Source organism: Streptococcus vulneris, assembly GCF_019218685.1.
GTDB classification, from domain to species: Bacteria; Bacillota; Bacilli; order Lactobacillales; family Streptococcaceae; genus Streptococcus; species Streptococcus vulneris.
Window position 1 is genome coordinate 78138 of sequence record NZ_JAHUZC010000006.1, and the last position, 25661, is coordinate 103798.

Annotated in this window: 15 protein-coding genes; 1 reads left to right on the plus strand and 14 read right to left on the minus strand. The window is 39.7% G+C overall.

Annotation, left to right across the window (positions count from 1 at the left end; genetic code table 11):
* Positions 1-18: 18 nt before the first annotated feature.
* The 7 genes from KUA57_RS05575 to KUA57_RS05605 all read right to left on the minus strand — a co-directional run bounded on the left by KUA57_RS05575 (position 19) and on the right by KUA57_RS05605 (position 6330).
* Complete coding sequence (locus tag KUA57_RS05575; protein WP_125443716.1) at positions 19-522, minus strand: GNAT family N-acetyltransferase; 504 nt, start codon at positions 520-522, stop codon at positions 19-21.
* 271 nt (positions 523-793) lie between these two features.
* Positions 794-1033, minus strand: coding sequence for a 30S ribosomal protein S18 (rpsR, locus tag KUA57_RS05580; RefSeq protein WP_000068664.1), 240 nt, complete (start codon positions 1031-1033; stop codon positions 794-796).
* 31 nt (positions 1034-1064) lie between these two features.
* Positions 1065-1535, minus strand: coding sequence for a single-stranded DNA-binding protein SsbA (gene ssbA / locus KUA57_RS05585; RefSeq protein ID WP_218493821.1), 471 nt, complete (start codon positions 1533-1535; stop codon positions 1065-1067).
* An 11-nt stretch (positions 1536-1546) separates the two neighbouring features.
* Positions 1547-1837 carry a 30S ribosomal protein S6 gene (gene rpsF, locus KUA57_RS05590; protein WP_001151778.1) on the minus strand — a complete coding sequence of 97 codons (291 nt, stop codon included), beginning with the start codon at positions 1835-1837 and terminating at the stop codon, positions 1547-1549.
* 219 nt (positions 1838-2056) lie between these two features.
* Complete coding sequence (locus KUA57_RS05595; protein WP_061864379.1) at positions 2057-2611, minus strand: DJ-1 family glyoxalase III; 555 nt, start codon at positions 2609-2611, stop codon at positions 2057-2059.
* A 10-nt stretch (positions 2612-2621) separates the two neighbouring features.
* Positions 2622-3845: an FtsW/RodA/SpoVE family cell cycle protein gene (locus tag KUA57_RS05600; protein WP_061590331.1), complete on the minus strand. Its 1224-nt coding sequence runs from the start codon at positions 3843-3845 to the stop codon at positions 2622-2624.
* 4 nt (positions 3846-3849) lie between these two features.
* Positions 3850-6330 (minus strand): bifunctional DnaQ family exonuclease/ATP-dependent helicase, encoded by a 2481-nt coding sequence (locus tag KUA57_RS05605; RefSeq protein WP_218493829.1) that lies wholly within the window; start codon positions 6328-6330, stop codon positions 3850-3852.
* 123 nt (positions 6331-6453) lie between these two features.
* On the opposite strand from KUA57_RS05605, the gene KUA57_RS05610 reads away from it, so the two are divergent.
* Positions 6454-6639 (plus strand): hypothetical protein, encoded by a 186-nt coding sequence (locus tag KUA57_RS05610; protein ID WP_001068558.1) that lies wholly within the window; start codon positions 6454-6456, stop codon positions 6637-6639.
* 24 nt (positions 6640-6663) lie between these two features.
* On the opposite strand, the gene KUA57_RS05615 is transcribed toward KUA57_RS05610, so the two are convergent.
* The 7 genes from KUA57_RS05615 to KUA57_RS05645 form a co-directional block, all read right to left on the minus strand.
* Entirely contained in the window at positions 6664-7515 is an 852-nt protein-coding gene (locus tag KUA57_RS05615) for an NAD(P)H-hydrate dehydratase (protein ID WP_218493822.1), read from the minus strand.
* Positions 7516-7773: 258 nt separating this feature from the next.
* On the minus strand, positions 7774-14934 hold the full coding sequence (locus tag KUA57_RS05620) for an SIALI-17 repeat-containing surface protein (protein WP_218493823.1): 7161 nt from the start codon (positions 14932-14934) through the stop codon (positions 7774-7776).
* A 365-nt stretch (positions 14935-15299) separates the two neighbouring features.
* Positions 15300-16157: a bifunctional methylenetetrahydrofolate dehydrogenase/methenyltetrahydrofolate cyclohydrolase gene (locus tag KUA57_RS05625; protein WP_061590332.1), complete on the minus strand. Its 858-nt coding sequence runs from the start codon at positions 16155-16157 to the stop codon at positions 15300-15302.
* A gap of 157 nt (positions 16158-16314) precedes the next feature.
* Positions 16315-22272 carry a mucin-binding protein gene (locus KUA57_RS05630; protein ID WP_218493824.1) on the minus strand — a complete coding sequence of 1986 codons (5958 nt, stop codon included), beginning with the start codon at positions 22270-22272 and terminating at the stop codon, positions 16315-16317.
* A gap of 250 nt (positions 22273-22522) precedes the next feature.
* Entirely contained in the window at positions 22523-23866 is a 1344-nt protein-coding gene (asnS, locus tag KUA57_RS05635) for an asparagine--tRNA ligase (protein WP_250646322.1), read from the minus strand.
* Positions 23867-23882: 16 nt separating this feature from the next.
* A complete protein-coding gene (locus KUA57_RS05640) occupies positions 23883-25061 on the minus strand; it encodes a pyridoxal phosphate-dependent aminotransferase (protein ID WP_218493825.1) in 1179 nt (392 codons plus the stop codon).
* Entirely contained in the window at positions 25058-25546 is a 489-nt protein-coding gene (locus KUA57_RS05645) for a cell wall elongation regulator TseB-like domain-containing protein (protein ID WP_181897263.1), read from the minus strand. The genes KUA57_RS05640 and KUA57_RS05645 overlap by 4 nt, the downstream gene beginning before the upstream one ends.
* Positions 25547-25661: the final 115 nt, after the last annotated feature.

Genomic DNA, 25661 nt, shown 5'->3' on the forward strand with positions numbered 1-25661 from the left:
CAATAAAATCCTTGTCTCTTATTCGAATTCCTTTACTAGATACAGAACCAAATCATCATTATTTTGGCAAGTTGCATTCATTTCCAAGGGTTGATTTCGATACCAGACACCTGTCCCATCTGGAATGTAGCCCCGTCTGATATACAATCTCTGGGCAGGGCCATAGCCTAAGTGCAAACCTACACCAAGAGTGACCTGGCTCGAAACAAACTTGACTCGTTTTTCTGCTTCTTCTAGCAGTTGATTCCCAATCCCTTGATTTCGAAAAGGCTCAAACACATTAAAATCTGATAATTCTGGATAGACTTCTGCAAAAGGACCATGTTTAGCAGAGGGCAAAATGGTAACGTAGCCCGCTACAGCACCATCAATCTCTGCAACTAAGACTTCTCTCTCCCCACTTTCCTGTTCCAGAAAATATCTAGCCAAAATTTCCTCTCTACCAGGCCAACCTTGATTCATAAATCCATGAGATAAGGATTCAATATCAGACTTAATCATATTTCTAATCGTACAATTCATCTTTGACTTACCCACCTTTACTCTTTCTATTACCATTATAGCACGCCAAGGTCAGAAAAAAACTATCTCGTGAAAAAAACCAACCGGGCTTTAATTCGCTTTCTTTTTTCCGAGCTCATGAAAAAGAGGTCCACTCGGACCCAACTCGCATTCTCATTTCAAGGATCGTGAAAAAGAGGTCCGCCCGGACCCAAACTCGCTCTCTCATTTCAAGGCTCGTGAAAAAAAGACCCGTTGGGGTCTGAAAAAGAGGTCCGCCCGGACCTCTTTTTTAATCTTCGTTTACGAAAGGCATCAAAGCCATTACGCGAGCGCGTTTGATAGCTGTTGTTACTTTACGTTGGTTTTTAGCTGAAGTTCCTGTTACACGACGAGGAAGGATTTTCCCACGTTCTGAAACGAAACGGCTAAGAAGCTCAGTATCTTTGTAATCAACATATTCAATTTTGTTTGCTGCGATGTAATCAACTTTTTTACGGCGTTTGAATCCGCCACGACGTTGTTGAGCCATGTTTTTTCTCCTTTATAATTTTAGTTGTCCATTAGAATGGTAAATCATCATCTGAAATATCCAATGGATTTGTTGCTCCAAATGGATTTTCATCACGTGAAAAGTCTGGTACTGAATTTGTAGGTGCTGAATAGTTTGAACTTGGTGCAGAATAAGCTCCACCTGTGTGACCCTCACGCACACTACGTCTTTCCAACATTTGGAAATTCTCAGCCACGACCTCTGTCACGTAGACACGTTGTCCTTGCTGGTTATCGTAACTACGAGTCTGGATACGACCTGTCACCCCGATAAGTGAGCCTTTTTTAGCCCAGTTAGCAAGGTTTTCAGCCTGTTGGCGCCACATAACGACATTGATAAAATCAGTCTCACGTTCGCCATTTTGACTCTTAAATGTACGGTTTACTGCAAGAGTAAAAGTCGCAACTGCTACATTTGATGGGGTATAACGCAACTCAGCGTCACGTGTCATACGCCCTACAAGTACAACATTGTTAATCATAGTTTACCTTCTTACGCGTCAGTTTTGACGATCATGTGACGAAGAATGTCAGCGTTGATTTTTGAAAGACGGTCAAACTCTTTAAGAGCTGCATCGTCGTTTGCTTCAACGTTAACGATGTGGTAAAGTCCTTCACGGAAATCTTTGATTTCGTATGCAAGACGGCGTTTTTCCCAAGATTTTGATTCAACAACAGTTGCACCGTTGTCAGTCAAAATAGAGTCAAAACGTGCTACCAAAGCGTTTTTAGCTTCTTCTTCAATGTTTGGACGAATGATATAAAGAATTTCGTATTTAGCCATTGATATGTTCCTCCTTTTGGTCTAATGACCCCAAGACTTTGCAAGGGGTAAGTGAGGTTCGCTCACAATAAACTATTATACTAGAAAACATTTTTTTACGCAAGTAAAAACACCGAAATATAAAAAGAAGATGACGAATCATCTTCTCAAAAAATATAACTCTATAGAGAGTGATTAATATTTTAGTATTTATCAAACTATAGAGATTACGGATCCGTTTTACTGATTTTTACCAAAGACATCTCGATAGAGCATTCCTGTTCGTAAACTCTCTGCGTCTCCTCCTAATTGCTCCACCAACTCGTAGGCAAAGGCAAGGGCTGTTGAAGGGCCTCGACTGGTTGTCAATTGACCATCTACCACTACTGTTTCCTTGACGTAGTGACCATCAAGGATTTTCTCTTGGACGCCATCATAACAAGTGTACTGCTTGTTTTTCAATACCCCTGCTTGATTGAGAGCAATTGGTGCAGCACAAATGGCTGCCAGTTTCTTCCCTTCTTGCTCAAAGCTTTGCAACTCTTGAACCAAGGCCTGATTGTCCCGCAAATGTGCAGAACCAGGCATGCCACCAGGAAGGACAACCATATCATAGTCTGATAAATCACCATCAAAGACACGATCTGCTCTTACTTGGATTGCATGCGAACCCATCACTTGCTCTTCAAAACCAACCATATCACAAGTGATATTTGCACGACGCAAAACATCCACAACTGTCAAAGCTTCAATTTCTTCAAAGCCCTGAGCTAACATAACTGCTACTTTTACCATGATTTTCTCCTTATTTGATTTGTTTTAAAACAACCTTTTTCCGCTTGAATGGAACTTTTCCGCTCTTTTCTTCAGCTAGATTGGTCTGGTAACTCATCGATAAAAGTAAGCCCACACCAATCAGATTACTGATAATAGCCGATCCTCCTTGAGAAATGAAAGGCAAGGGAATCCCCGTCAAGGGAAGCAAGCCCGTCACAGCACCGATATTCTCAAAGATATGGAAGAGTAACATCATAATCAAACCTGTGGAAATATAGGTATAGAACTGGTTATTTGATTTAAGAGTAATCTTCAACATACGATAAATCAGCATAAGATAAAGGGCGATAACAAGGACAGAGCCAATAAAGCCAAAATCTTCTGCTATAACCGTGAAAATCATATCCGACTCTCGAACTGGAATAAGCAGATTAGAAGCATTAAAACCCTGTCCAAACAAGCCACCGCTTCCAATGGCAATCTGTCCTTGAGCCTGCTGATAGGTCGTTGTTTGAGCAAAGTCAAATGGATTGAGCCAAGCCAAAATACGGTTGATTTGGTAGGTCGGCATTCCCAGTTGATGGAGAAAAGCCCGACCGTCCTTGCTGATAAAAATAGCTAAGAAACCAGCAATTCCAGTTACAGCAGTCACAAATACTGGGATAATAATTTTCCAAGAAACCCCCGATAATAAAACGATTCCTGAGAAAATGGCTACAAAAACCAAAGCCGTCCCTAAGTCACTTTGAAGTGCCAAAAGAACTAGGACTGGAATGGTAAAGACAATCATCCAAAAAATCAACAAAAAGTCCAGCGGAACTGTGCGTCTCCACTCCTTATGTTTTTTGGTAAACTGGACAATCACACGAGCCAACATGAGGATATAGGATATCTTCATAAATTCTGACGGCTGGAACAAGGTAACACCATTTACCGATACCCAGTTTTTGGCACCCGTTGATGCAACTAAACTTGGATTATAAAAGACGATAGGTAAGACCATAAGTCCCAAGCCTAAAATATATAGAAAGGGTGTCACCTTCCAAAGAAATTCTGTATTGAAAAGCATGACCACAAAACCAATCACAAGCCCCAAGGCAATCCAGGCAACCTGTTGCCCTAAAATTGGCAAAATATTATTTGGATAATCATGACTAACAGCTATATAAATAGCCACCACACCGATAACTAGTAGGAAAAATACTGGCAGGAGCAAACTATAATCGACTCTAGAGTCGAGAGAACGTTTCATATATTCACCTTTTCTCTTTCTTAGATTTTTCATTTTTGTTGTTTTGGAGGAAATCAATAACAGCAGAGGTAATCTGGTTTCTATTCACCTCTTTGATAGTTCTTTCCTTAGCTAGAGCTTGTCTAATCTGTTTACCATATCGTTTATGAACAACTCGACTATCCAGTATCACAGCAATGGAAATTTGTTCCTCTTTTCTAATTGTTCTACCCAAAGCCTGTTTGAGACGAATAATGGCCATTGGCAACTGATAATCATAGAAAGGATTCTTCCCTTCTTGACGCAATTCATGATTTAATTTTCGTGTTAAAGGTTCTTGGGGATTTTGGAAAGGTAATCGAGGAATTACTTGAATAACGCAAGGATGGGTAGAAAAATCCACTCCCTCCCAAAAACTTCCTGTTCCAAGTAAGATTTGTCGCTCTCCTTTTTCAAAACGTTTCTTCAGCTGACTAGGCTCCCCGTTTTTATATTGGGCTAGATGAGGATAGTCTAGTAAATCTGACACTGCTAACAGCAATTCTTTAGACGTAAATAGAACAAGCAAAGGCTCTTGAAACGCCTGTAAGGAATGGATAACTGATGTAACCTCTTCTGCATAATCTAAAGGAGAATGTTCAGTTACTAAAGGAAAATCAGTTACTAATAGAACTTCTTGTTGCTTCTGTTGTAAAGATTCAACTGTAATAAGTGGAGCTTCAGTAAATCCTAATAAATCCGCTAAAGAAACTCTATTACTGATTTCAAGAGTGGCAGATACGCCAAGTACTCTGCAATCTTTTGGCAATAAATCTGCTAGTAGAAAGCGACCTTTTTTACTTGAGCAGATTAAGACATCCTTACTTGACTTCTCAGCTGTTGCCAGCCAAAATTCACGGTCTGAAGTAAAAAAGCGTATCATATCTCTGTACTCGGGAAGATTTAACTCAGAAAAATGCTGGCGTAAATTTTCAAGAGAATCTAACCACTTGTCATTCTTAAGTCCAGAGTAAAACTGATCTATCAAATAGCGACATTCAAACCCGATACTCTCAAGCAACCGTCTCTGAATAACATCTTTTTCTGTTTCCAAGGACTTTTCAACTTGTGTTACTAAATCTTCGAGGAGATAAGACTCTTGCGCTAGGTTTTCAAGGGCAAGCAGCATTTTTTGAGCTTCATCTATGATTACCAATCGATTGTTGACAAATTCTGGATTATCTTCTAAACGTGTTACCAAATAAGCGTGATTGGTTAACAAAATGTGACTCGATTTAGCCCTATCTTGACTGCGTTGCCAGAAGTCCTCAGTAATAAATAAACTTTTTTGTGAAAGTTTTCCATCATGGACAAGTTCAGCTAGAAAATGCTGATAACGATACAGCTGCCCAATTTCATCTAAATCCCCCGTCTCTGTCTCTGTTAACCAAATCAAGACTTGCATTTTAAAGCGTGTGAATAGGCGGTTAGACTCTGGCCTATGAAGTACTTTATAAAAATTATCGAGTTTCAAATAATTTTGAGGTCCCTTGAGACTATGAATATCAATATGAAAAGTATCTTTTAATCGACTTCCTTCTTCTTGCATGATTTGATTTTGAAGGATTTTGGTGGGAACACTTACAAGGATGCCCCCTTCACTTTCCATGTTCAAAGCTGGTAGTAGGTAACCATAAGTCTTTCCAAGTCCCGTTTGGGCTTGAATAAACGCAATTTTCTGTTCCTTTAATAACTCCTCAACTTTTTCTGCAAATTCAACTTGCTGAGGACGTTCATCCAAGCCTAACAAGGACATATTTTTAGTAAAATCCTTAGATAGCTTACGTGGCTTTAGAGACTTACTTTGCTTTCTTAGAAAAAGACCATGGAGCTCCATCAAATCGTGAGAAGAAAGGAGGGACTGGCGCTGATACACTTCTTCAATCACTAAGTAAGTTTCATAAAGGAGATTATCCGCAAGATTTAACAACGTTTCTAAAAGTCCTTTTGGTAACTGAAAAAGTTTTTGACGCATAAAAAGCAAAAGCTCTGCTGTTGCTTGTGCATCAGAGAGAGCGGTGTGGGCGTGGTCTAACTTAATCCCTAATTCTTGACAGAGAATGCCGAGATTGTACTTTTCAAACTGAGGGTATAAAACCTGTGCCAGCTCAACTGTATCCACACGAGGAGTTCTCAATTCATAACCTTCAAAGAATAGGTACTCTGCCAGAAGATTTGCATCAAACTGTACATTGTGCGCGACAAAAACACCATCCTTGACCAGTTCAAAAATCCTTCCAGCTACCTGTGAAAACTCTGGAGCAACTGCCAACCGTTGATCAGTCAACCCTGTCAATTCTTTTATATGAGAATCCAAGGGCTCATGGGGATTGACGTCAGTCCCATACTGATCGACGATTTCGCCATTTTCAATCACCACAATACCCACTTGAATAATTTTTGCCTTGCTTCCGGTGCTAGTGGCCTCTAAATCAACAACCACATACCGATCATTTCTCGAATTCATCATTAAAAATTATATCAAAAAAAGCCCTGTTTGACACCCCTTAACTTCGATAGAAAAATCTCTTTGCTTGAAAAAATTTTTATAAAATGTTTGAATAGTATTATACAGAAAAGGAGACATAAGATGAACCCATTAGATTTGTTTAACCAAGTAAAAGAGCTAATCGAAACAAAAGATTTCGAAGCTGCAAAAACATTTGTTGCAGAAAATCAAGAACAGCTTGGAGAATACTTCTCTCAAGCTCAACAGTTGATTTCTGGTTCTGAAGGTCTAGATGGCCTCGTTGGAAAGATTAAAGGATTTTTCTAAAAGATATAAAGGCGCCTGAAACCATCAGGTGCCTTTTTGAGATATTTTTTTCATTATTTTAGGCAGATAAGAGCTGATTTCCGTCGGCAAAACCACATAATGTTCTTGAGATAATTCTTGTGCTATGGCTGAATGAAGATGGCTCGCTACTGCCACACGTTCATAGAGATTGGCTTGTTTAAACTGACCTGCAAATCCTGCAATCATCCCAGCAAGTGTATCTCCCATTCCCCCAGTCGCCTGATAGGGACCACCAACCTGTAACTGGTAATAATCAGATTGGCCAACTTGCCAAATACGAGTAGCTGGACCTTTCTCCACCAAAATTGTTCCTTGAGGAAAAGAAGTCAGGGCACTAGCCGTTGCAGCTTCCTTTTGCTTTTCAATAGCAATACCAGACAGCTTTTCCCATTCTTTTTGGTGGGGAGTTAAGATAAGCTGGTTAGATGGAAACGACAAACTTGTCCTAGCAAGGATGGTTAAGGCCCCTCCGTCTACAATCAAAATTTGATTTTGGCTTAAATTAGCAAAGACCTGTTTGACTAGATTTTCTCCAAAAGCATCGTCTCGTAAACCAGGTCCCACTAAGACCACTTCTGCCTTCTCCAACTGCTCTTTTAACAGTTGCTGGTCTTGAAGAGAAAAGGCCATAGCCTCAGGTAAATGACTGTGCAAAGCTGGGATATTTTCCCTATCTGTTCCAACAGTCACCAAACCAGCTCCACTTTTAACAGCCGCCAAAGCAGCCATGATGATAGCACCACCATAAGGATAAGTCCCACCAAGCAACAGTAGACGGCCATAGTCTCCTTTATGACTGGTACGAGAACGTTCAATAATGACTTTTTCTAATAATGCTTGCTCAATCACTTTCATTGTTTTTTCCTCTCTATTCATTATACTATAAAGTCTATCCACCTTGCATCTTAAATATAAATCTCTTCGTTCATATAGAAAAAGAGGGGACAAAGCCCCTCTACTCTCCTTTCGTCCAAACACGAAAGTAAACGATTCCATTTTCACTAGTAAAGACGGGGAGGACTAATTGGCCCTCTCCATCTATTCGACTCATTTATCGATTCATTTTTTATCTTCTACCAATCTATACAACTAGAATGGTATTAGGCGCACAGACTAGTCCTCTTTGCGTTTTGCAGTTAATAAAGCTGCTGACAAGGCCAAGGTAACACCTGCCAAGAAAATAGCTGTTTCTGACTGTTTTTCACCAGTTTCTGGCAATCTCTTGTCTTCCTTGGCAACTTGAACTAGTGCTTCTGGAGTCTGAGATTTTTCTAACGAACTTAGTTTAAACTCTGGTTTTTCTACTGTCGGTGCTGGTTGATTACCTACTGTAGCTAGAATACCACGGTACTCTGGAAGTTTATGTTCTAGAGCCATTACAGCATTAACGCCACCCTTAAATTCAGGTTTCTCAACACTTGGTACTGCTTGATCTCCTACTGTGGCTAGAATTCCTGTGTATTCTGGAACTTCATTGACTGCTGCTTCTACAAAGTTAGCACCACCTTTGAATTCTGGAACTTCGTTTACTACCGCTTCTACAAAGTTAGCACCGCCTTTGAATTCTGGAACTTCATTGACTGGAGCTGGCTCCTCGCCTTTACTACTTGAAATAGTTGTTTTCAGTCCAACTTCAACAATGCGATCCTGAGCCTTTCTTTCTTCAGAATGAACAAGACTTCTAGTAGTACCCAAAACTTGAATATAGTCAACTTTTTCTCCATCCTGACCTTCAGAAACAATACGACGTTGACCTTGAGCAAGTTCAGGATTTTCACGAATAACTTCTTTAAACGGAAGTGAAGTCTTTTCAATTTCCAAACTTGGTACTTCTGCAACTAAGTTCTTAACGCCTTCTGTCGGTGTTGTTTGGAAGGTAGACTTAAAGTGTAAACGATATTCTTTCACCAGATTTCCATCTTTGGAAACAAGACGAACGAGTGTTGGAAGATTTGTATTTCCATGATCCACTACCGTGACTACTCCATGTCCACTAGTTGTCGCAGTGACTTTTGGTTTAGTTCCCATTGTTGTTAGGGTGTACTCTGTCACATTTGGATCAAAGTTTTCCAATGCTTTTCCATCGATCGAAATAGTCGCTGATGGTGTTTCCACTTCTGCTCCCTTGCCTGCAGAATAGGCTGTAAATTCTACAAGTGCAAGACCATTGGTAGTAGCCTTACGAGTCATGCGAGCACGAATAGCTGTCGTTTGAACCGGATCAAAGTTAAACTCGATTGGTTTACCAGCTACTAATTCTCCAGAAGCTTTGTAAGGAATTGGTGCCCAATTTTCTGCCTTATTGAATGGATGATCGGCATTTTCTTCATAACGAGAAATCGTACTTGGTTCTGTAAATTCTGGACCAATATATCTTTCTAGAACCATTTTCTCAGGAGCATCTGTGCCACTATCTTTAAAGAACTGAAGGGCTACTTTTCCGATAGATTGAGAAGTAATTTTTCCATCCTTCTTAAAGAGTAATCCAACAGAAGTTTCTTGATTTTTCGGAGTACGAGACCAGTTTGTCCAACGTCCATCTTCATTGTATTTTCCATCATTGATATAGAAAATTCTATCATGTGAAGCTGCTTGTGTATCGTTCGTTGTTGAAGCAAAGGCTTTAGAGTCCGTTTCATTGTTGCTTGGATTTTCTGAGATGACTTGATTTCCTTTAGCTACAACTGTTACTTGCATGGTAGTTGTTAGATTTGTACCGATGACATGACCAGTTACTTGGAATCTTCCCTCATGCTCTGTCGCATGTTGAGGAATAGCATCCCATTTCACTGCCAGTTTATCTGTAGTCCAAGTATTTGAAGTTGGATAATAAACAGTGACTTCTGATGGAAGTTGAAGGGTATCTCCGAGCTTCAAAGTAGTTGCACCATTTTCAGCTGCTAAAGGTAGACTTGTATCTTTTTCATCATTACGGTAGATCCGATATTCTTTTAAAATAGTACCATCTTCAGCCTTCAAAATAAGACGTGTCGCACCTTTTGGACTTGTTGCTGGAACAAGAGTAACCAAACCATTGTTGCTAGCTGTTGCAGTAATTTCCTTGCTAGATTGAGGAATATAATAATCTGTTTTCGATGGATTAAAGTGTTCAAGATCCTTGCCATCTACCTTGATAGAAATCTCTGAACTTGTTTCACTTAAGACCTTGTTTCCAAGCACAGTTAGCTCTGTCAGACCAACACCTGATGTTCCATCAGCCTTCTTCATACGAATACGCACAGCGTAGGTTTCGACCTTGTCAAATGTGAAGTGATTGGTTTGAGTTGCAGACAGCTGACTTGGAGCATGTAGGTTTTCAACTGCTTTCCAATTGTCTGGATTATTAAATGGATGATTAGTATCACGCTGAGCATGACTGACATCACTTGGTAAATCTGGAATTTCTTTACCTACATAATATTCAACTACATATTCTTTTGGAAGACCAATTGCTCCATCAGTATAGAAATCAACCGACAAATTGTTGACAAAACGTTTCGTCAAGTCTCCTGAATTACCAAACAAGATAGAAGCCCAGTCATTATCAGTATTTGTTCTCCAAGTTGTCCATCTATTTTTAGCATCTGATGGCGTTCTTGATACAGTCAAGTCGTTCAAGGTATTGGCCGTGTCATCTCCTCCTGTATTGGATACAATGGCAGCTGGTAATTGTGAACCTGTCCATTGTTTAGAGATATTATTTCCAGCAACCACTTGACTAGACACTCGAACATGAGCTTTAGTTGTAAGATTGCTACCTACTAAACGACCATTGATTTCATAGACTCCTTCAGTTTGACTAAAGTTGGCTGGAACCTGATCCCAAACTACATCTTTATAGATAGTTGTTCCATTAGAATGGTAAGCACGAACATTAGCTGGCAATTGAACTGTCTCACCCTTAGGTACTGTGAGGCTGACTTCCTCTGCAACTTGTAAGCCTTCAACTGTCACCGTTGCTTGAGCTTCAATGTCTGTTCCTTCTACATGTCCTTTAAGGGTAAAGCTATGATAGCGACCCAATTCTTTTTTATCTACCTTGTCCCAAGTTACAGATACTTTGCGTGGCAAGCCCTTATCAAATTCTGCCCCAACTTCTTTAGGTAGATTCGGTTGCTGATTAATATCTGTAGAAATAGATACAGGATGAAGTTTCACAATCTTCTTGCTGACTTTATTCTCTTTAATCACTACTTCAGTAGTTACAGATTCTGTTTCCTCTGTTTGATTATCGATTCGAGGTGTCAAAGTCACTCTTCCCTTAGTATAGAGCAATAGATTCTGACCATTTACCTCAAGATGCCCACCATCAGATGATTTAGCTTCTAGGTGAATATCTGAAGCTGAAAATTCTGTTTGAGAACCATCCTCATAACTACCAATGACACGATAAGTTAAAACCTGATCTTCAGTAGCAGTTTCTTTTCCTTCCACAACTACTTCCAAACGTTTCAAGGCAGGAGCTTCCTTCACAAACTGAATTAGGTAAGTTTGAACCAAGTCACCCTTTTGGTCACTCAAGAAGACAGAAGCCTGATAACCATTATCAGCAGAAGCTTGCTGAACAGTTACTTGATAACCAGTAGTCTGAGCCCCAACACTTGGAATTGTTCCGGTGTAAGGAAGGGATACACGGTAATAAGTCTTGCCAGACTCGAAGTTCTCAAGAGCTTTATCCCCAACAGTAAGTCCTGTAATGCTACTTGTTGTTTCCTTACTGCTTGCGATAAAGGTTGCCGTAACTTCATGGCCATCATCTACCAATTTACCAGTAGCTTCCGTACGTCCCCCTTCCTTGGTCAAAGCAGCAGGATCTTTCAAGGTCCAAGAAACAACATCAGTATCAATCAAGCTACCATCTGTCAGAACAGCTGTGACTGTTTTATCCAAATCAGCTGCAGTTGTACCAACTGGTACTGTAGCAACTTTTGGTAACCATTTATCTAAGGCAATCACTTTTACAAGTGCCTCAGCTTTGGCTTCAAAACCTTCTACACGTCCAGATACTTTTTTCTCACCTGCACTTGTAAGCAAGTCAGATGGCACGTCCCATGTTACAGTCTTTTCCTCAACACTACCGTCGCTATAAATAGCTGTTACTGTTTGAGGCAATTCAGGATTTGTTGTCACGTCAGTTGTTGCTTTTACAGGAGCAAAGGCTACAAAGTGACGGTTTTCTTTCTTACCAGACACAGTTGCGACCGTTGCGCTATCAGAAGTTAAACCAGCAGAATCTGCATAAAGAGTAAATTTACCTTCTTTTTCTGTTGATTTTACAATGACAACTCCTTTACCATTGAAAGCACGTCTTTGCCATGTTCCATCTGCTTGAGCTTTGTAACGCTCACGGCTAGCTTGTTCTCCATTATCGACCCCAACAATTTGTCCTTGACCATGAAGATTGAAATGAACAAGATTATTCGCTGTCGGAACCACATTCCCATCGCCATCAACAATTTCGTAATGGATGTAGGATAGGTCTTTCCCATCTGCAGTGATAACATGCTCTTCTTTAGTCAGACGAACTCTTGCTGGTTCCCCTGCAGTTGTCACACTATCACGCGCAATTTCTTTGCCATTTTCATCTCTAGCAATCGCAGTCAGTGTGCCGGGTTGGTATTTCACAAGCCACTCAAGATACAATTCACTTGGTTTAGCCCCTTCATGATAAGGACGTCCATCTTCTGTCCTTTTCTTCGTATATTCCTTTTTACCAAGCGACTGTCCATTTAAGAACAATTCTACACTTGCAGCATTTGAGAAGGTACGAACTGGAACCTTTCCATCGACTAGCATCTTGCGATCCTTAAGTGTCTCTTCAGTCCAGTTCCAATGTGGTAAAATGCGTACAGTTGGCTTTTCTTTAGCACTATACCACTCACTGCGATAAAGGTAGAAATCATTTTTTGGTAAACCAGCCGTATCGATGATACCAAAGTAAGAGCTTTTTACAGGTGTATTATCTTGGTTATGCCATGGAGTTGGTTCACCAATATAATCAAACCCAGTCCAGATAAATTGTCCGGCATAGCCAGCGCGATCACGGTCAAAAGTCCATGACTCAGTAGCTGTTCTTCCCCACCCAACACGGTCGTTACCATAATCAGATTGTTCATAGTGACGATTTGGACGGTTATCGTGTCCAAGGATTTGAGCAGGATTGTAATAAGAATCACGCGTTCTAGTAGCTGAAGAGGTTTCAGAACCATAAATGAGCCAATCTGGATGCGCTCTACGAACCGCATCATAAAAACGTTCACCATAGTTCATACCGACAGCATCCATGATTTCTGCGAGTTTCAAAAAATCACCTGTTGCTGCACGACTAAATTTATTTTCACCCATGGTGACATAACGCTCAGTATCAATCGCCTTGATAATAGCCTTCAGACGTTTAGCAGTTTCGATAGAGCGAGGACTACCATTTGCCTCTTCTACCTCATTTCCAAGAGACCACATGACGATAGACGGATTGTTCTTATCACGTTCTACCATTGTTCTAAGATCAAAATCAGACCACTTCTCCCCCTTCTTAGCTTCAGGATGAGTTGCATCTTGATCAAAGAACCGTCCATAGTCGTAAGTCTTTTTGCCACCATACCAGGTATCAAAAGCTTCCTCTTGCACCAAAAGACCTAAACTAGCTGCAGCATCAAGCAACTGAGGACTAGCTGGATTGTGGGTTGTTCGAATAGAGTTTACCCCCATATCTTTCAAGAGTTTTAATTTACGATAGGTAGCCTTATAATTCTCTTCTGCACCCAAGGCTCCATTGTCATGGTGAATACTTACTCCGTGGAATTTCATGCGTTCGCCATTCAGAGAGAAACCATCCTTAGCAGTCCAATTGAAATAACGGTAACCAAATGTATCTTCTGTTACATCAACTAGTTGACCTTCTTTATAAACCTTTGTTTTCAGCACATACAGTTGAGGATGATAACTTTTTGTCGTCCAAAGAGTTGGTTTATTAACTAGGATTGTTTGTCTGAAATCTGCAACTTCATTTTCTGCTAAATTCTTCGTTTCAGAGCGCACTAATTCTGAAACAACCTTACCTTCCTTAGTAAAAATTTGTTGTTCCACAAAGACTTTAGCAGCCTTCTTATCCGTATTTTTAATCTTACTTTGAACCTGTGTTTCAACATTCCCTTCTTTTTGCTCAGCAAGTTTTGGAGTAGTGATATGATTACCATTTTCGGCAACATGGACTTTATCACGATAACTAAGAGTTACATCACGATAAATTCCACTTCCTGAATACCAACGACTACTTGGTTGCTTATTGGTCACTTGAACAGTAATTGAATTTTCACTACCATCCTTGTTTAAAAATTCTGTGATATCATATGAAAAATGATTATAGCCACTTGGATAATGTCCTACAAATTTACCATTTACATAGACCTTTGAATCCATGTAAACCCCATCAAAATTAATACGAACATCCTTATTCTTGTCTGCTTCATTTAATGTGAAAGTCTTACGATACCAGGCTGTTCCACCATTTAACTGGCCACCTTCATTACGCGCGGGAGACTTGTGATCAAAGTCAAAATAAATACTCCAATCATGTGGAAGATTCAATTTAGACCAATCATGAACATCCACATCTTTTTTTGAAAAATCGCCTTGGGCATTTAGTTTAAAATACCAATCTTTATTAAAATCTTGTTTTCGATCCGATAATAGTTGTTTTTCCTTTTCAACTTCAGCTTTGTTTGACTCTCCAGATAGTACTTGCGATTTTTCAGAAGAAGGTTTGATCTCTGTGTCTGCTTTCACTTGGTCCTTTTCAGAAGTTTTTTTAGAATCCTCTTTCAGTTCTGTTCCAGATGTTGATGCAGATTCAACAGGCTTTGGATTTGCCTCTTCAGATTTCTGTTTGTCCTCAGCCTTGGTTCCTTCTTCTACTTTATTTGGAGTTTCCACTTTAGGACTAGCAAATTCATGACTACCATCGTTAGCAGGTCTAGTAGTTTCTGTATCCTTAGTCACTTTATCTTCTGTCGACTCAGCTTTGGGTTTTACAAACTCACGCCCACCATTCTCATCAGCCTTTGCGATAGCAGCTGCCACATCATCGGGAAGCTTATCTAAAGGCTGAGCTTGATGAACAGTTGTTTCTCCTGTTTGAGTATTGGATGAAGCCACTTCCTCAGCTTGTACAGCTGAAATGCCAAATATACTAGCCCCAATCATTACAGATGCCGCACCTATTGCAAATTTACGAATGCTATAATGACAACGTTTATCAAAAAGTCTTTTGTTCATTAAAATCCTCATTTCTTTTTCTTGATACAAAGTAAGCGCTTACTTTATTTTAAAAAACGACCTCCTTCTGAATACACAAACACGTACCAAGTTCGATAATATATTTTATATATTAAATATATCAAAACACACCTAAAATTGCAATCATTTTCCATCAATTTAACCTAATAAAATGGTATGCAAGATAAGTTCATTCAAAAGAAATAAGTGCAATGAAAGTAGCTTTCTATTCTAGACTCTTTCCAATACAAATTTCATTCTATTAATAGCATTTTCATACTTCAAATTTATAGTTTATGGACTCATATCATTTTAGACTGCATTATATAAAAAGAAGGTAAAACATTATTCTACCTTCTTTTTTCCTATTTTCTATCCAATGTCCGAAGTGCTGCTTGATAAGTTTGCTCCATCAGCATGGTAATGGTCATAGGACCTACACCTCCAGGAACTGGTGTGATGTGGCTAGCAAGTGGGGCAACTGCCTCATAATCAACATCACCACATAGCTTCCCATTTTCATCGCGATTCATCCCAACATCAATGACAACTGCTCCAGGTTTAACAAAGTCAGCAGTCACAAACTTGGCACGACCGATTGCAACCACCAGAATATCTGCTTTAGCAGCCACCTTGGCAAGATTATGAGTCCGTGAGTGAGTCAAAGTCACTGTAGCATTCTTTGCCAAAAGAAGCTGGGTCATGGGTTTTCCGACGATATTGGAACGACCGATGACGACCGCATTTTTACCTTCCAAGTCAATCCCATATTCATGAAACATTTCCATAATCCCTGCAGGTGTCGAAGGAATCATGACTGGATGACCTGACCAAAGACGCCCCATGTTTAGCGGATGAAAACCATCCACATCTTTTTCTGGGTCAATGGCTAATAAAACCGCCTCTTCATCAATATGTTTTGGCAATGGTAACTGGACCAATATCCCGTGCCATTCTGAATCTTGATTGTATTTGGCAATCAAGTTTAACAATTCCTCTTGGGTAATGGTTTCTGGAACTCGGACTACTTCACTACGAAAACCAGCTGCAAGGGCAGAACGTTCCTTATTTCGAACGTAGACTTGGCTGGCAGGGTTGTCCCCAACCAAAATCACCACCAAACCAGGTACTAAACCTGTTTCTTCCTTTAATCTTGCAGTCTTTTCAGCCAGCTGTCCTTGTAACTTAGCTGCTAGAGCCTTCCCATCAATAATCTGTGTCATATCACTTCTCTTTTCTTTCAAATATCTTCCATTATACCAAAAACTGTTAGTCCCCTCTAACACTTCTTTCCTAGGCAATCCTATAGTTTCAAACTATAAGAAAAAGGAGCGGATATTCCATCCAACTCCTTATTCTTATTAGAAAATCTAATTAGATTTAATCTTCTTTTTTCTTACGAGCAAGAAGTCCAAACCCTCCTAGTGCTCCAAGAAGTCCGAGCGATGCTAGACTAGCGCTAGCTTCTGTACCTGTGTTAGGCAACTCTTTTTGACCTTCAACATATTTAGGTGTTTCTTGTTTAGAAGGTTTAGAAGGTTGAGCTGGTTTAGCAGGTTTTTCTACTTCCCTAGGATTTGGAACATAGTTAATTACTGTATCTTGACTTGGATCTGTTGGGATGTTTGGTACTACATATCCTTTTGTTGGATCTTTCGGATCAACTGGTTTAAGTGGGTTGCCATCTTTATCTTCTGGAGTGAATCCTGGAACGTATGGTAACACTTCTGTTGGTTGTCCTGGTTTTGTTGGATCTGCTGGATCGTTTGGATACTTGATTGGGCTTGTTGGTTGTCCTGGGATGTTTGGAATCCATGATCCGATTGGTTTGTAAACGTATGTTACTGTTGAACCATCTTTTCCAATCTTACCTTTAGCTTCTCCTTCAACACGAACTAGTAGGTGTCCTGGAATAACTTTTCCACTTGTAGAGTACTCATCTCCCACTTTTCCTTCTGTTGTTTCTGAAGGGATTAAGTCTTTGCCTTTTTCATCTACATATTTAACTACCAAGTTTGCTTTGTTTGCTACGTAGTTAATTACTGTATCTTGACTTGGATCTGTTGGGATGTTTGGTACTACATATCCTTTTGATGGATCTTTCGGATCAACTGGTTTAAGTGGGTTGCCATCTTTATCTTCTGGAGTGAATCCTGGAACGTATGGTAACACTTCTGTTGGTTGTCCTGGTTTTGTTGGATCTTGTGGGTCATTTGGATACTTGATTGGAGTTGTTGGTTGACCTGGGATGTTTGGAATCCATGATCCGATTGGTTTGTACACGTATGTTACTGTTGAACCGTCTTTTCCAATCTTACCTTTAGCTTCTCCTTCAACACGAACAAGTAGGTGTCCTGGAATAACTTTTCCAGTTGTTGTGTACTCATCTCCTACTTTTCCTTCTGTTGTTTCTGAAGGGATTAAGTCTTTTCCTTTTTCATCTACATATTTAACTACTAGTTTAGCTTTGTTTGCTACGTAGTTAATTACTGTATCTTGACTTGGATCTGTTGGGATGTTTGGTACTTCGTATCCTTTTGTTGGATCTGTTGGATCAACTGGTTTAAGTGGGTTGCCATCTTTATCTTCTGGAGTGAATCCTGGAACGTATGGTAACACTTCTGTTGGTTGTCCTGGTTTTGTTGGATCTTGTGGGTCATTTGGATACTTGATTGGAGTTGTTGGTTGACCTGGGATGTTTGGAATCCATGATCCGATTGGTTTGTAAACGTATGTTACTGTTGAACCATCTGTGCCAATCTTACCTTTAGCGTCTCCATCTACACGAACAAGTAGGTGTCCTGGAATAACTTTTCCAGTTGTTGTGTACTCATCTCCTACTTTTCCTTCTGTTGTTTCTGAAGGGATTAAGTCTTTTCCTTTTTCATCTACATATTTAACTACTAGTTTAGCTTTGTTTGCTACGTAGTTAATTACTGTATCTTGACTTGGATCTGTTGGGATGTTTGGTACTTCGTATCCTTTTGTTGGATCTGTTGGATCAACTGGTTTAAGTGGGTTGCCATCTTTATCTTCTGGAGTGAATCCTGGAACGTATGGTAACACTTCTGTTGGTTGCCCTGGTTTTGTTGGGTCTGCTGGATCATTTGGATACTTGATTGGAGTTGTTGGTTGTCCTGGAATATTTGGAATCCATGAACCGATTGGTTTGTAGGTTACTACTTCTGTAGCATCTTTTGAATCCGCAGTTACTTTTGTAGTTGGTACACTTGCTTTGTCAGCTAAGTATCCTTTAACTACTGGTGATTTCACTTCAGCTAAGTCTTGAGCTGGAGTCCAATCTCCGTAAGTCACTTCACCTGTTACTAAGTTGACCTTAGCTTCACGTGTAAATTTAGCTTCTTGTGTTACTGTTTTTGGTGTTCCATCTTCATTTAATACTGGAGTTCCATCTTCGTACACATAAGTGATTGTACGTGTAACAGTTTTGTTTAGATCTTTTTCTTCCAAGCCAGCTGGGTATTTAGGTCCATCTGGGTTATTTGGATCTACTGGAGTTCCTGGTGTTTTTGGTTGATCTGGTGTTACTGTAACTTCTTTAGCTTTAAGCGTTACTTTGAACTCTTGATCTGTATCTTTATCTTTATCGAACTTGCCACCTTCTGGGTATGTATTAGATACTAATTCATATCCTTTGTTTTCAAGTTCTTTGATTTTCGCTTTTACATCAGCCTCTTTTGTAAGTGGTGTATCTGAGTCACCTTCTTCAGTAATTTCAGCTACTCCTGGAATTGGGTTTCCTTTTTCATCTACGAAAGTTGTTTTAGCTTTTTGAGTATCTTTTACGTAGTTAATCGGCGTACTTTGAGTTGGATCGTTTGGAATATCTGGAATGACATATCCTTTAGTTGGATCTTGTGGATCTACTGGTTTAAGTGGTTGTCCATTTCCATCTTTTGGAGTCATACCTGGTACGTATGGTAATACCGGTTTATCAGTTCCTGGTTTTGTTGGATCATCTGGATTATTCGGATATTTGATTGGGTTTGTTGGTTGTCCCGGGATATTTGGTACCCATGATCCTAGTGGTTTGTATGTTACTACTTCTTTAATATCTTCAGAATCACCTGTTACATTTACCACCGCAACACTTGCTTTGTCAGCTAAGTATCCTTTAACTACTGGTGATTTAACTTCAGCTAAGTCTTGTGCTGGTGTCCAGTCTCCGTATGTAACTTCTCCTGTTACCAAGTTCACTTTTGCTTCACGTGTGAATTTAGCTTCTTGTGTTACTGTTTTTGGTGTTCCATCTTCATTTAATACTGGAGTTCCATCTTCGTACACATAAGTGATTGTACGTGTTACTGTTTTGTTTAGATCTTTTTCTTCCAAGCCAGCTGGGTATTTAGGTCCGTCTGGGTTGTTTGGATCTACTGGAGTTCCTGGTGTTTTTGGTTGATCCGGTGTTACTGTAACTTCTTTTTGTTTAAGTGTTACTTTGAACTCTTGATCTGTATCTTTATCCGTATCGAACTTACCACCTTCTGGGTATGTATTAGATACTAATTCATATCCTTTGTTTTCAAGTTCTTTGATCTTAGCTTTAACATCAGCTTCTTTTGTTAATGGAGTTTCTGATCCACCTTGTTCAGTAATTTCAGCTACCCCTGGAATTGCATTTCCTTTTTCGTCTACAAATGTTGTTTTCGCTTTTTGGATTGCTGTATATTTAACAACATATTCGTAATCTTCATCTGTAGCTGTTGTTGCTTGTACTGGTACTTTTTCAACACTTGCGATGTAACCTTCTTTTTGAGGTACTGCAAGTTCTGGAAGATCAGTACTTTGACCATTAGTTCCTTTCCAGTTAATATAAACTGGTTTGTCTTCAGAGTTAATTACCGCTTTACCTTGTGCAGTTAACTTGATTGAACCTGTGTAACTTACAGTTTGTTTTTGTGATGGGAATACATCAGTACCCGCTAAGCCTGCAACATTGTCAGCGTATACAAATTTAATTGTACGGTTTACTTCTTCTACTTTTGTTTTCTTAACATAATCATACTCTGCTGGGGTAACAAATGCAGATCCATTTATACCTTTAGCTTTTAATTCTTCTTCAGAATATAAATCTCTTGCTCTTGTCTTCGTAACACTTAGTGTTCCTTTTACGTTTTCAGGAGGAAGATCTGCAAGAATGTATTCTTCTCCGTTAACTTCTTTAACTAAGTCTACGTGATCATTACTTACATCATATTTGTTTCCAAGCACATTAGTGTAATCTTTTGAACCATCTTCACTTAAAGGAATATTCCCCGTATATCTTGTTGGTTCAAAACCTATAACTTCACCTGTCACTAAATCTTTGAATGTTCTAACAACAGCACCTGTTGGTGGCTCACCTTGAACTTTACCATCACCTTTAACACTCCAACCGTTTGGCACTGTAGTTATAACATCTTCTTTCTCACCGTTAATAGATTCTCCACCTGATACAGTAAGAGTTGCTGCAGTTTTATCGTTTCCTACATAACCTTGTTTAATTAATCCATTTTCATAAGTAATATTAGAATATTCACTTGTTAGAGTTTTGTCTTTTATTACTTTTTCAATACCTAAAGATTGAAGAGGCATAGAGACTATAGAATCTTCTTGAATAGTTCCTTCTGTAACAGTAAGTTCTAATTCCGTTGGTGAAATTAATCTAGGTGTTAATGTAAAACCAGTATCTCGACCATCTTGTAAAATCCATACATTGTTTTCATTAGCTCTAGCATTAGACCAACGGTTTTGCGGGCGATAAGTAATACTATCTCCTTTATTAGGGTTAATAGTAGACGCTGTATTTAATCCATTTACAAAGCTAGAATTTCCTTCAAGTTCTTTAAATTCAGTAAAATCTGCATTTGGAAGTTTGATTGTAAATTTAGATCCTACTCCATAACGAACATCTGAATCAGTTTTTAATACGATTGAATCACTTCTACCTATTTGCTCATTGTTAAGGTATGTCAATCCATTGTTTTCACTTAGTGATGCACTCGTACCTTGTTTTTGATAGCTAGGTTGTTGACCTTTTCTTGTATAAGTATGTTCCAGAACTGTACGCCCATCAATTTTAATAGTCGCTGTATACGGAGTGTCTTTTGAAATTTGTGGAGCTAAATATCCATCACCCGATAAATTACTCGCTCCAAACGACACATTCGGATAGTCTTTTACTTTATCGTTCCACTCGATGTTGTAAGTATATGTTCCAGTTTCGTTAGCTACCGCTGGTTGCTCAGCAACACGTTGGTCATAAGTCATACCACGTTGTGTACGTTGTGCCCAATATGGTACAGATTTATTATTGTTGTTTCCTGTAGTTGTTTTAAAGTCGATAGATTTAACTTTACCAACTACTGTTCCATCAGTCGCTCTGATTTCCGTATTTACTGCCAAACCAGCACCTAACTCAGCTAAGTTAGTAAGTTCAATTTTTGTAATAGAACCCGCTTTAAGAGTTGATGTACTAATAGTAGTATCAAATCCCCATCCTGTAGGAGCCGTATTATCTGCATTCATATCAACATAAGCGTTTGTTACAGCTTTAACTGTTTCTCCATCTTTAAAAACATCTTTACCTGTAATTTTTGATGCAGTAGCAGCTAATACCGATTCTACTTTACCTGCATGGCCAGCACGTTTCATTTCCGTATAAACTGCTTCAATGGCAGCAGAAAGACGATTCACTTGAGCTACCATTTGATCTTTAGATGCATCGGATGAAAGCAAATCATTAGACTTCGCTGCTTCAAGTTTCACTGCCTCAATCTTAACCGCAAGTTCTTTTTTAGCCGATTCATCTTTGACTTCTTTATCTGAGAAGTTTGAGGCTACAGATGCCATAACATCAGCTTCTGAAGTCAATTGAGTAAGAACTGTCTTCACTTCATCTTGTGCTTTTTCTGTTGCAGCTTTTTCAGATGTTTCTTTGTTAGTTTTTTCTTTAGCTACTTCTTTTTTATCAGCTTGCTCTTTATCAGATTTTTCTGTTGCAGCTTTATCGGTAACTTCTTTTTCTGCTACAGGTTTAGCTTCAGTTTTAACTTCTTCTTTTACTTCAGGTTTTTCATCTGCTTTTACAGCATCAATCTTTAATTCTGGAAGTTCCTCAACAACTGGTGTTGTTATGGCTGAATCAGGTTTCTGTTTATCAGAATTTGTAACTTCTGGAGTTTTTGTAGAAGCAGTACTTGTCTCATCAGCTTTAACAGCATTTGCTCCTAAAAGAAGAGCAGTTCCCAATAGAACACTAGCGGCACCAAAACTATACTTACGAATAGAAAAGCGCTGGGCTCTTCTACCATGGTATTTTTCCATTCTTGAATACATGTTTTCTCCTTATTTATATATATGTTGATTTAGAATACGGTTGAAGTCCTTCATATCCCCTGCCTCTCCTGATAAAGAAAGCCTTCTTTAACGAAACTACAACACAATACTCATTATTCAATTTTATCATATATTTTTAACACTAGTCAACCAAAAAGATCTATATATTCTCGCTTTTTGTATAATATTTTTGTACCCAAAATACAAAAAGAAGGAATTACCCTTCTTTTTATTATAATAACTTTTTTATTTACGGTTTAATACGGTGCAACATACGTGGGAATGGGATAGCTTCACGGATGTGTTTTGTTCCTGCTGCAAAGGTCACCATACGTTCGATACCGATACCAAATCCACCGTGTGGAACTGTACCGTATTTACGAAGGTCAAGGTAGAATTCATACTCTGTACGATCCATACCAAGTTCATCCATCTTAGCAACAAGGGCATCGTAGTCTTCCTCACGCAAAGATCCACCAATGATTTCTCCATAGCCTTCTGGAGCAAGCAAGTCTGCACAAAGCACGCGCTCTGGATTTCCAGGAACTGGTTTCATGTAAAACGCCTTGATGGCTGCTGGATAGTTCATGACAAATGTTGGTACACCAAAGTGGTTTGAAATCCAAGTTTCATGTGGTGAACCAAAGTCATCTCCATGCTCAAGATGCTCGTAGTCAGCGTCTTCATCATTCTCATGCTCTTGCAAGAGGTCAATGGCTTGATCGTAAGTGATACGTTTGAAGGGCTCTGCAATGTAGCGTTTCAAGAGCTCTGTATCACGTTCCAAGGTTTCCAGGGCTTGAGGCGCACGGTCAAGAACACCTTGAAGAAGAGCTTTCACATAAGCTTCTTGCAAGTCAAGCGACTCATCATGTGTCAAGTATGAGTACTCTGCGTCCATCATCCAGAACTCAGTCAAGTGACGACGTGTTTTTGATTTTTCAGCACGGAATACTGGACCAAAGTCAAATACACGGCCAAGAGCCATAGCACCTGCCTCTAGGTAAAGCTGACCTGATTGGCTCAAGTAAGCTGGCGTTCCGAAGTAGTCTGTTTCAAAGAGTTCAGTTGAATCTTCAGCCGCATTTCCTGATAAAATTGGGCTATCAAATTTCATGAAGCCGTTCTTGTCAAAGAATTCATAAGTTGCATAGATGATAGCGTTACGGATTTGCATAACAGCTACTTGCTTACGAGAACGGAGCCACAAGTGACGGTTATCCATCAAGAAATCTGTTCCGTGTTCTTTTGGTGTGATTGGGTAGTCTTGAGATTCACCAATCACTTCGATGTCTGTAATATCCAACTCATAGCCAAACTTAGAACGTTCGTCTTCTTTGACAATACCTGTCACATAAACAGACGTTTCTTGGCTCAAGCGTTTGATGACATCAAACTTCTCAAGTCCCACTTCTTCACCAAATTTTTCTAAAAAGTTTGGTTTAAAGGCCACACCTTGGAAGAAGGCTGTCCCGTCACGCAATTGCAAGAAGGCGATTTTCCCTTTTCCTGATTTGTTGGCAACCCAAGCGCCAATCGTCACTTCTTGACCAACATAGTCTTTTACATCGATAATCGTTACACGTTTTGTCATTATTTTTCCTTTTCTTTTATTTTTCCATAAATGCTTTCAAGCGGTTAACTGCTTCTTTAAGCGTGTCTAGGTCTGTCGCATAGCTGAGGCGGACATTTTCTGGCGCTCCAAATCCAGCTCCTGTGACCAAGGCTACTTCAGCTTCTTCTAGGATAGCGGTTGTAAATTCTGTCACATCCGTATAGCCTTTCATCTCCATTGCCTTTTTGACATTTGGGAAGAGGTAGAAGGCTCCTTGCGGTTTGACCACTTCAAATCCTGGCACCTCAGCAAGAAGGGGATAGATGGTATTGAGACGTTCCTCAAAAGCCTGACGCATGCTTTCCACCGTATCTTGCTCGCCTGATAGAGCCTCAACTGCTGCATACTGGGCTACTGCTGACGGGTTTGAAGTTGTTTGACCTGCAATCTTGGACATGGCAGCGATAATGTCTGCTTCTCCAACGGCATAGCCAATACGCCAGCCAGTCATAGCATAGGTTTTAGACACACCATTGATAACCACTGTTTGCTTGCGAATCGCTTCTGATAGACTAGAAATAGGTGTGAACTCATGGCCATTATAGACCAAGCGCCCATAGATATCGTCTGCTAGGATGAGAATATCCTTTTCTACAGCCCAGTTCCCGATTGCTAAGAGTTCCTCACGGGTGTAAATCATACCTGTCGGATTAGATGGTGAATTCAGCAGCAAAACCTTGGTCTTGTCTGTGCGAGCTGCTTCTAACTGCTCTACAGTCACCTTAAAGTGATTGTCTTCCTTAGCAGGAACAAAGACTGGCACACCCTCTGCCATCTTAACCTGATCTCCATAGCTGACCCAGTAGGGGGTTGGGATGATAACTTCATCACCTGGATTGACCACAGCCATAAAGAAGGTATAGAGAGAATATTTTGCTCCTGCAGCTACTGTCACTTGATTTGGCGCTACAGAATAGCCATAAAAGCGCTCAAAGTAGGTATTGACTGCTGCCTTGAGCTCTGGCAGGCCTGAGGTTACTGTATAAAAAGAAGCACGCCCCTCTTGAATCGATGCAATGGCGGCATCTTGGATATTTTTTGGAGTAGTGAAATCTGGCTCACCCAAGGTTAGAGACAAGATATCTCTTCCCTCAGCCTTCAGTGCTTTGGCACGGGCTCCAGCAGCCAAGGTCACACTTTCTTCCATTTCTAAAACACGGTTGGATAGTTTCATAGGCCCTCCTTATTGACCAATGCTCCTGTTTCAAAATCTACTAGATAAAAATTAGTTCCTGACTTGACTTCCCAGATTGGCTTGTCTTGATAACGGCCAAAGGTTATCGTGTCAATCTCGCCAGCTCCTTTTTCCTTAGAAACCGCTTCTGCTTTTTCTTGTGAAATACCCTGATTTAGCTGATAAACGTAAATCTTATGGTCATCTTTTCCGATCAGGACAGCAAGTGCTTCTTGCTGTTTATTACGACCAAGAACGCTGTAATAAGATTCCAAGCCATTGTATAAATCAACCTGATCAGCCTGCTCTAATCCTGCATACTGCTGAGCTAATTTTTCTCCTTCACTTTTAGCTGTTTGATAAGGTTTCATACTAAGAGAAACCAGATACAGAAAGGAAGCACTGATAACCACAAACAAAATCGTCATCCCTAGACCATACTGCCACAGTAGATTATTTTTTGCTTTATTTTGTCTTGTTTTCACTCGTCTATTTTACCATCTATTGGGCTTTATTACAAGTGAATGCAAGAACAATTGTATTTTATTTCTTCCTTCAAAGTAAACCGATTTTTCTTGTTTAAAACCGAGAGAGAAAAGC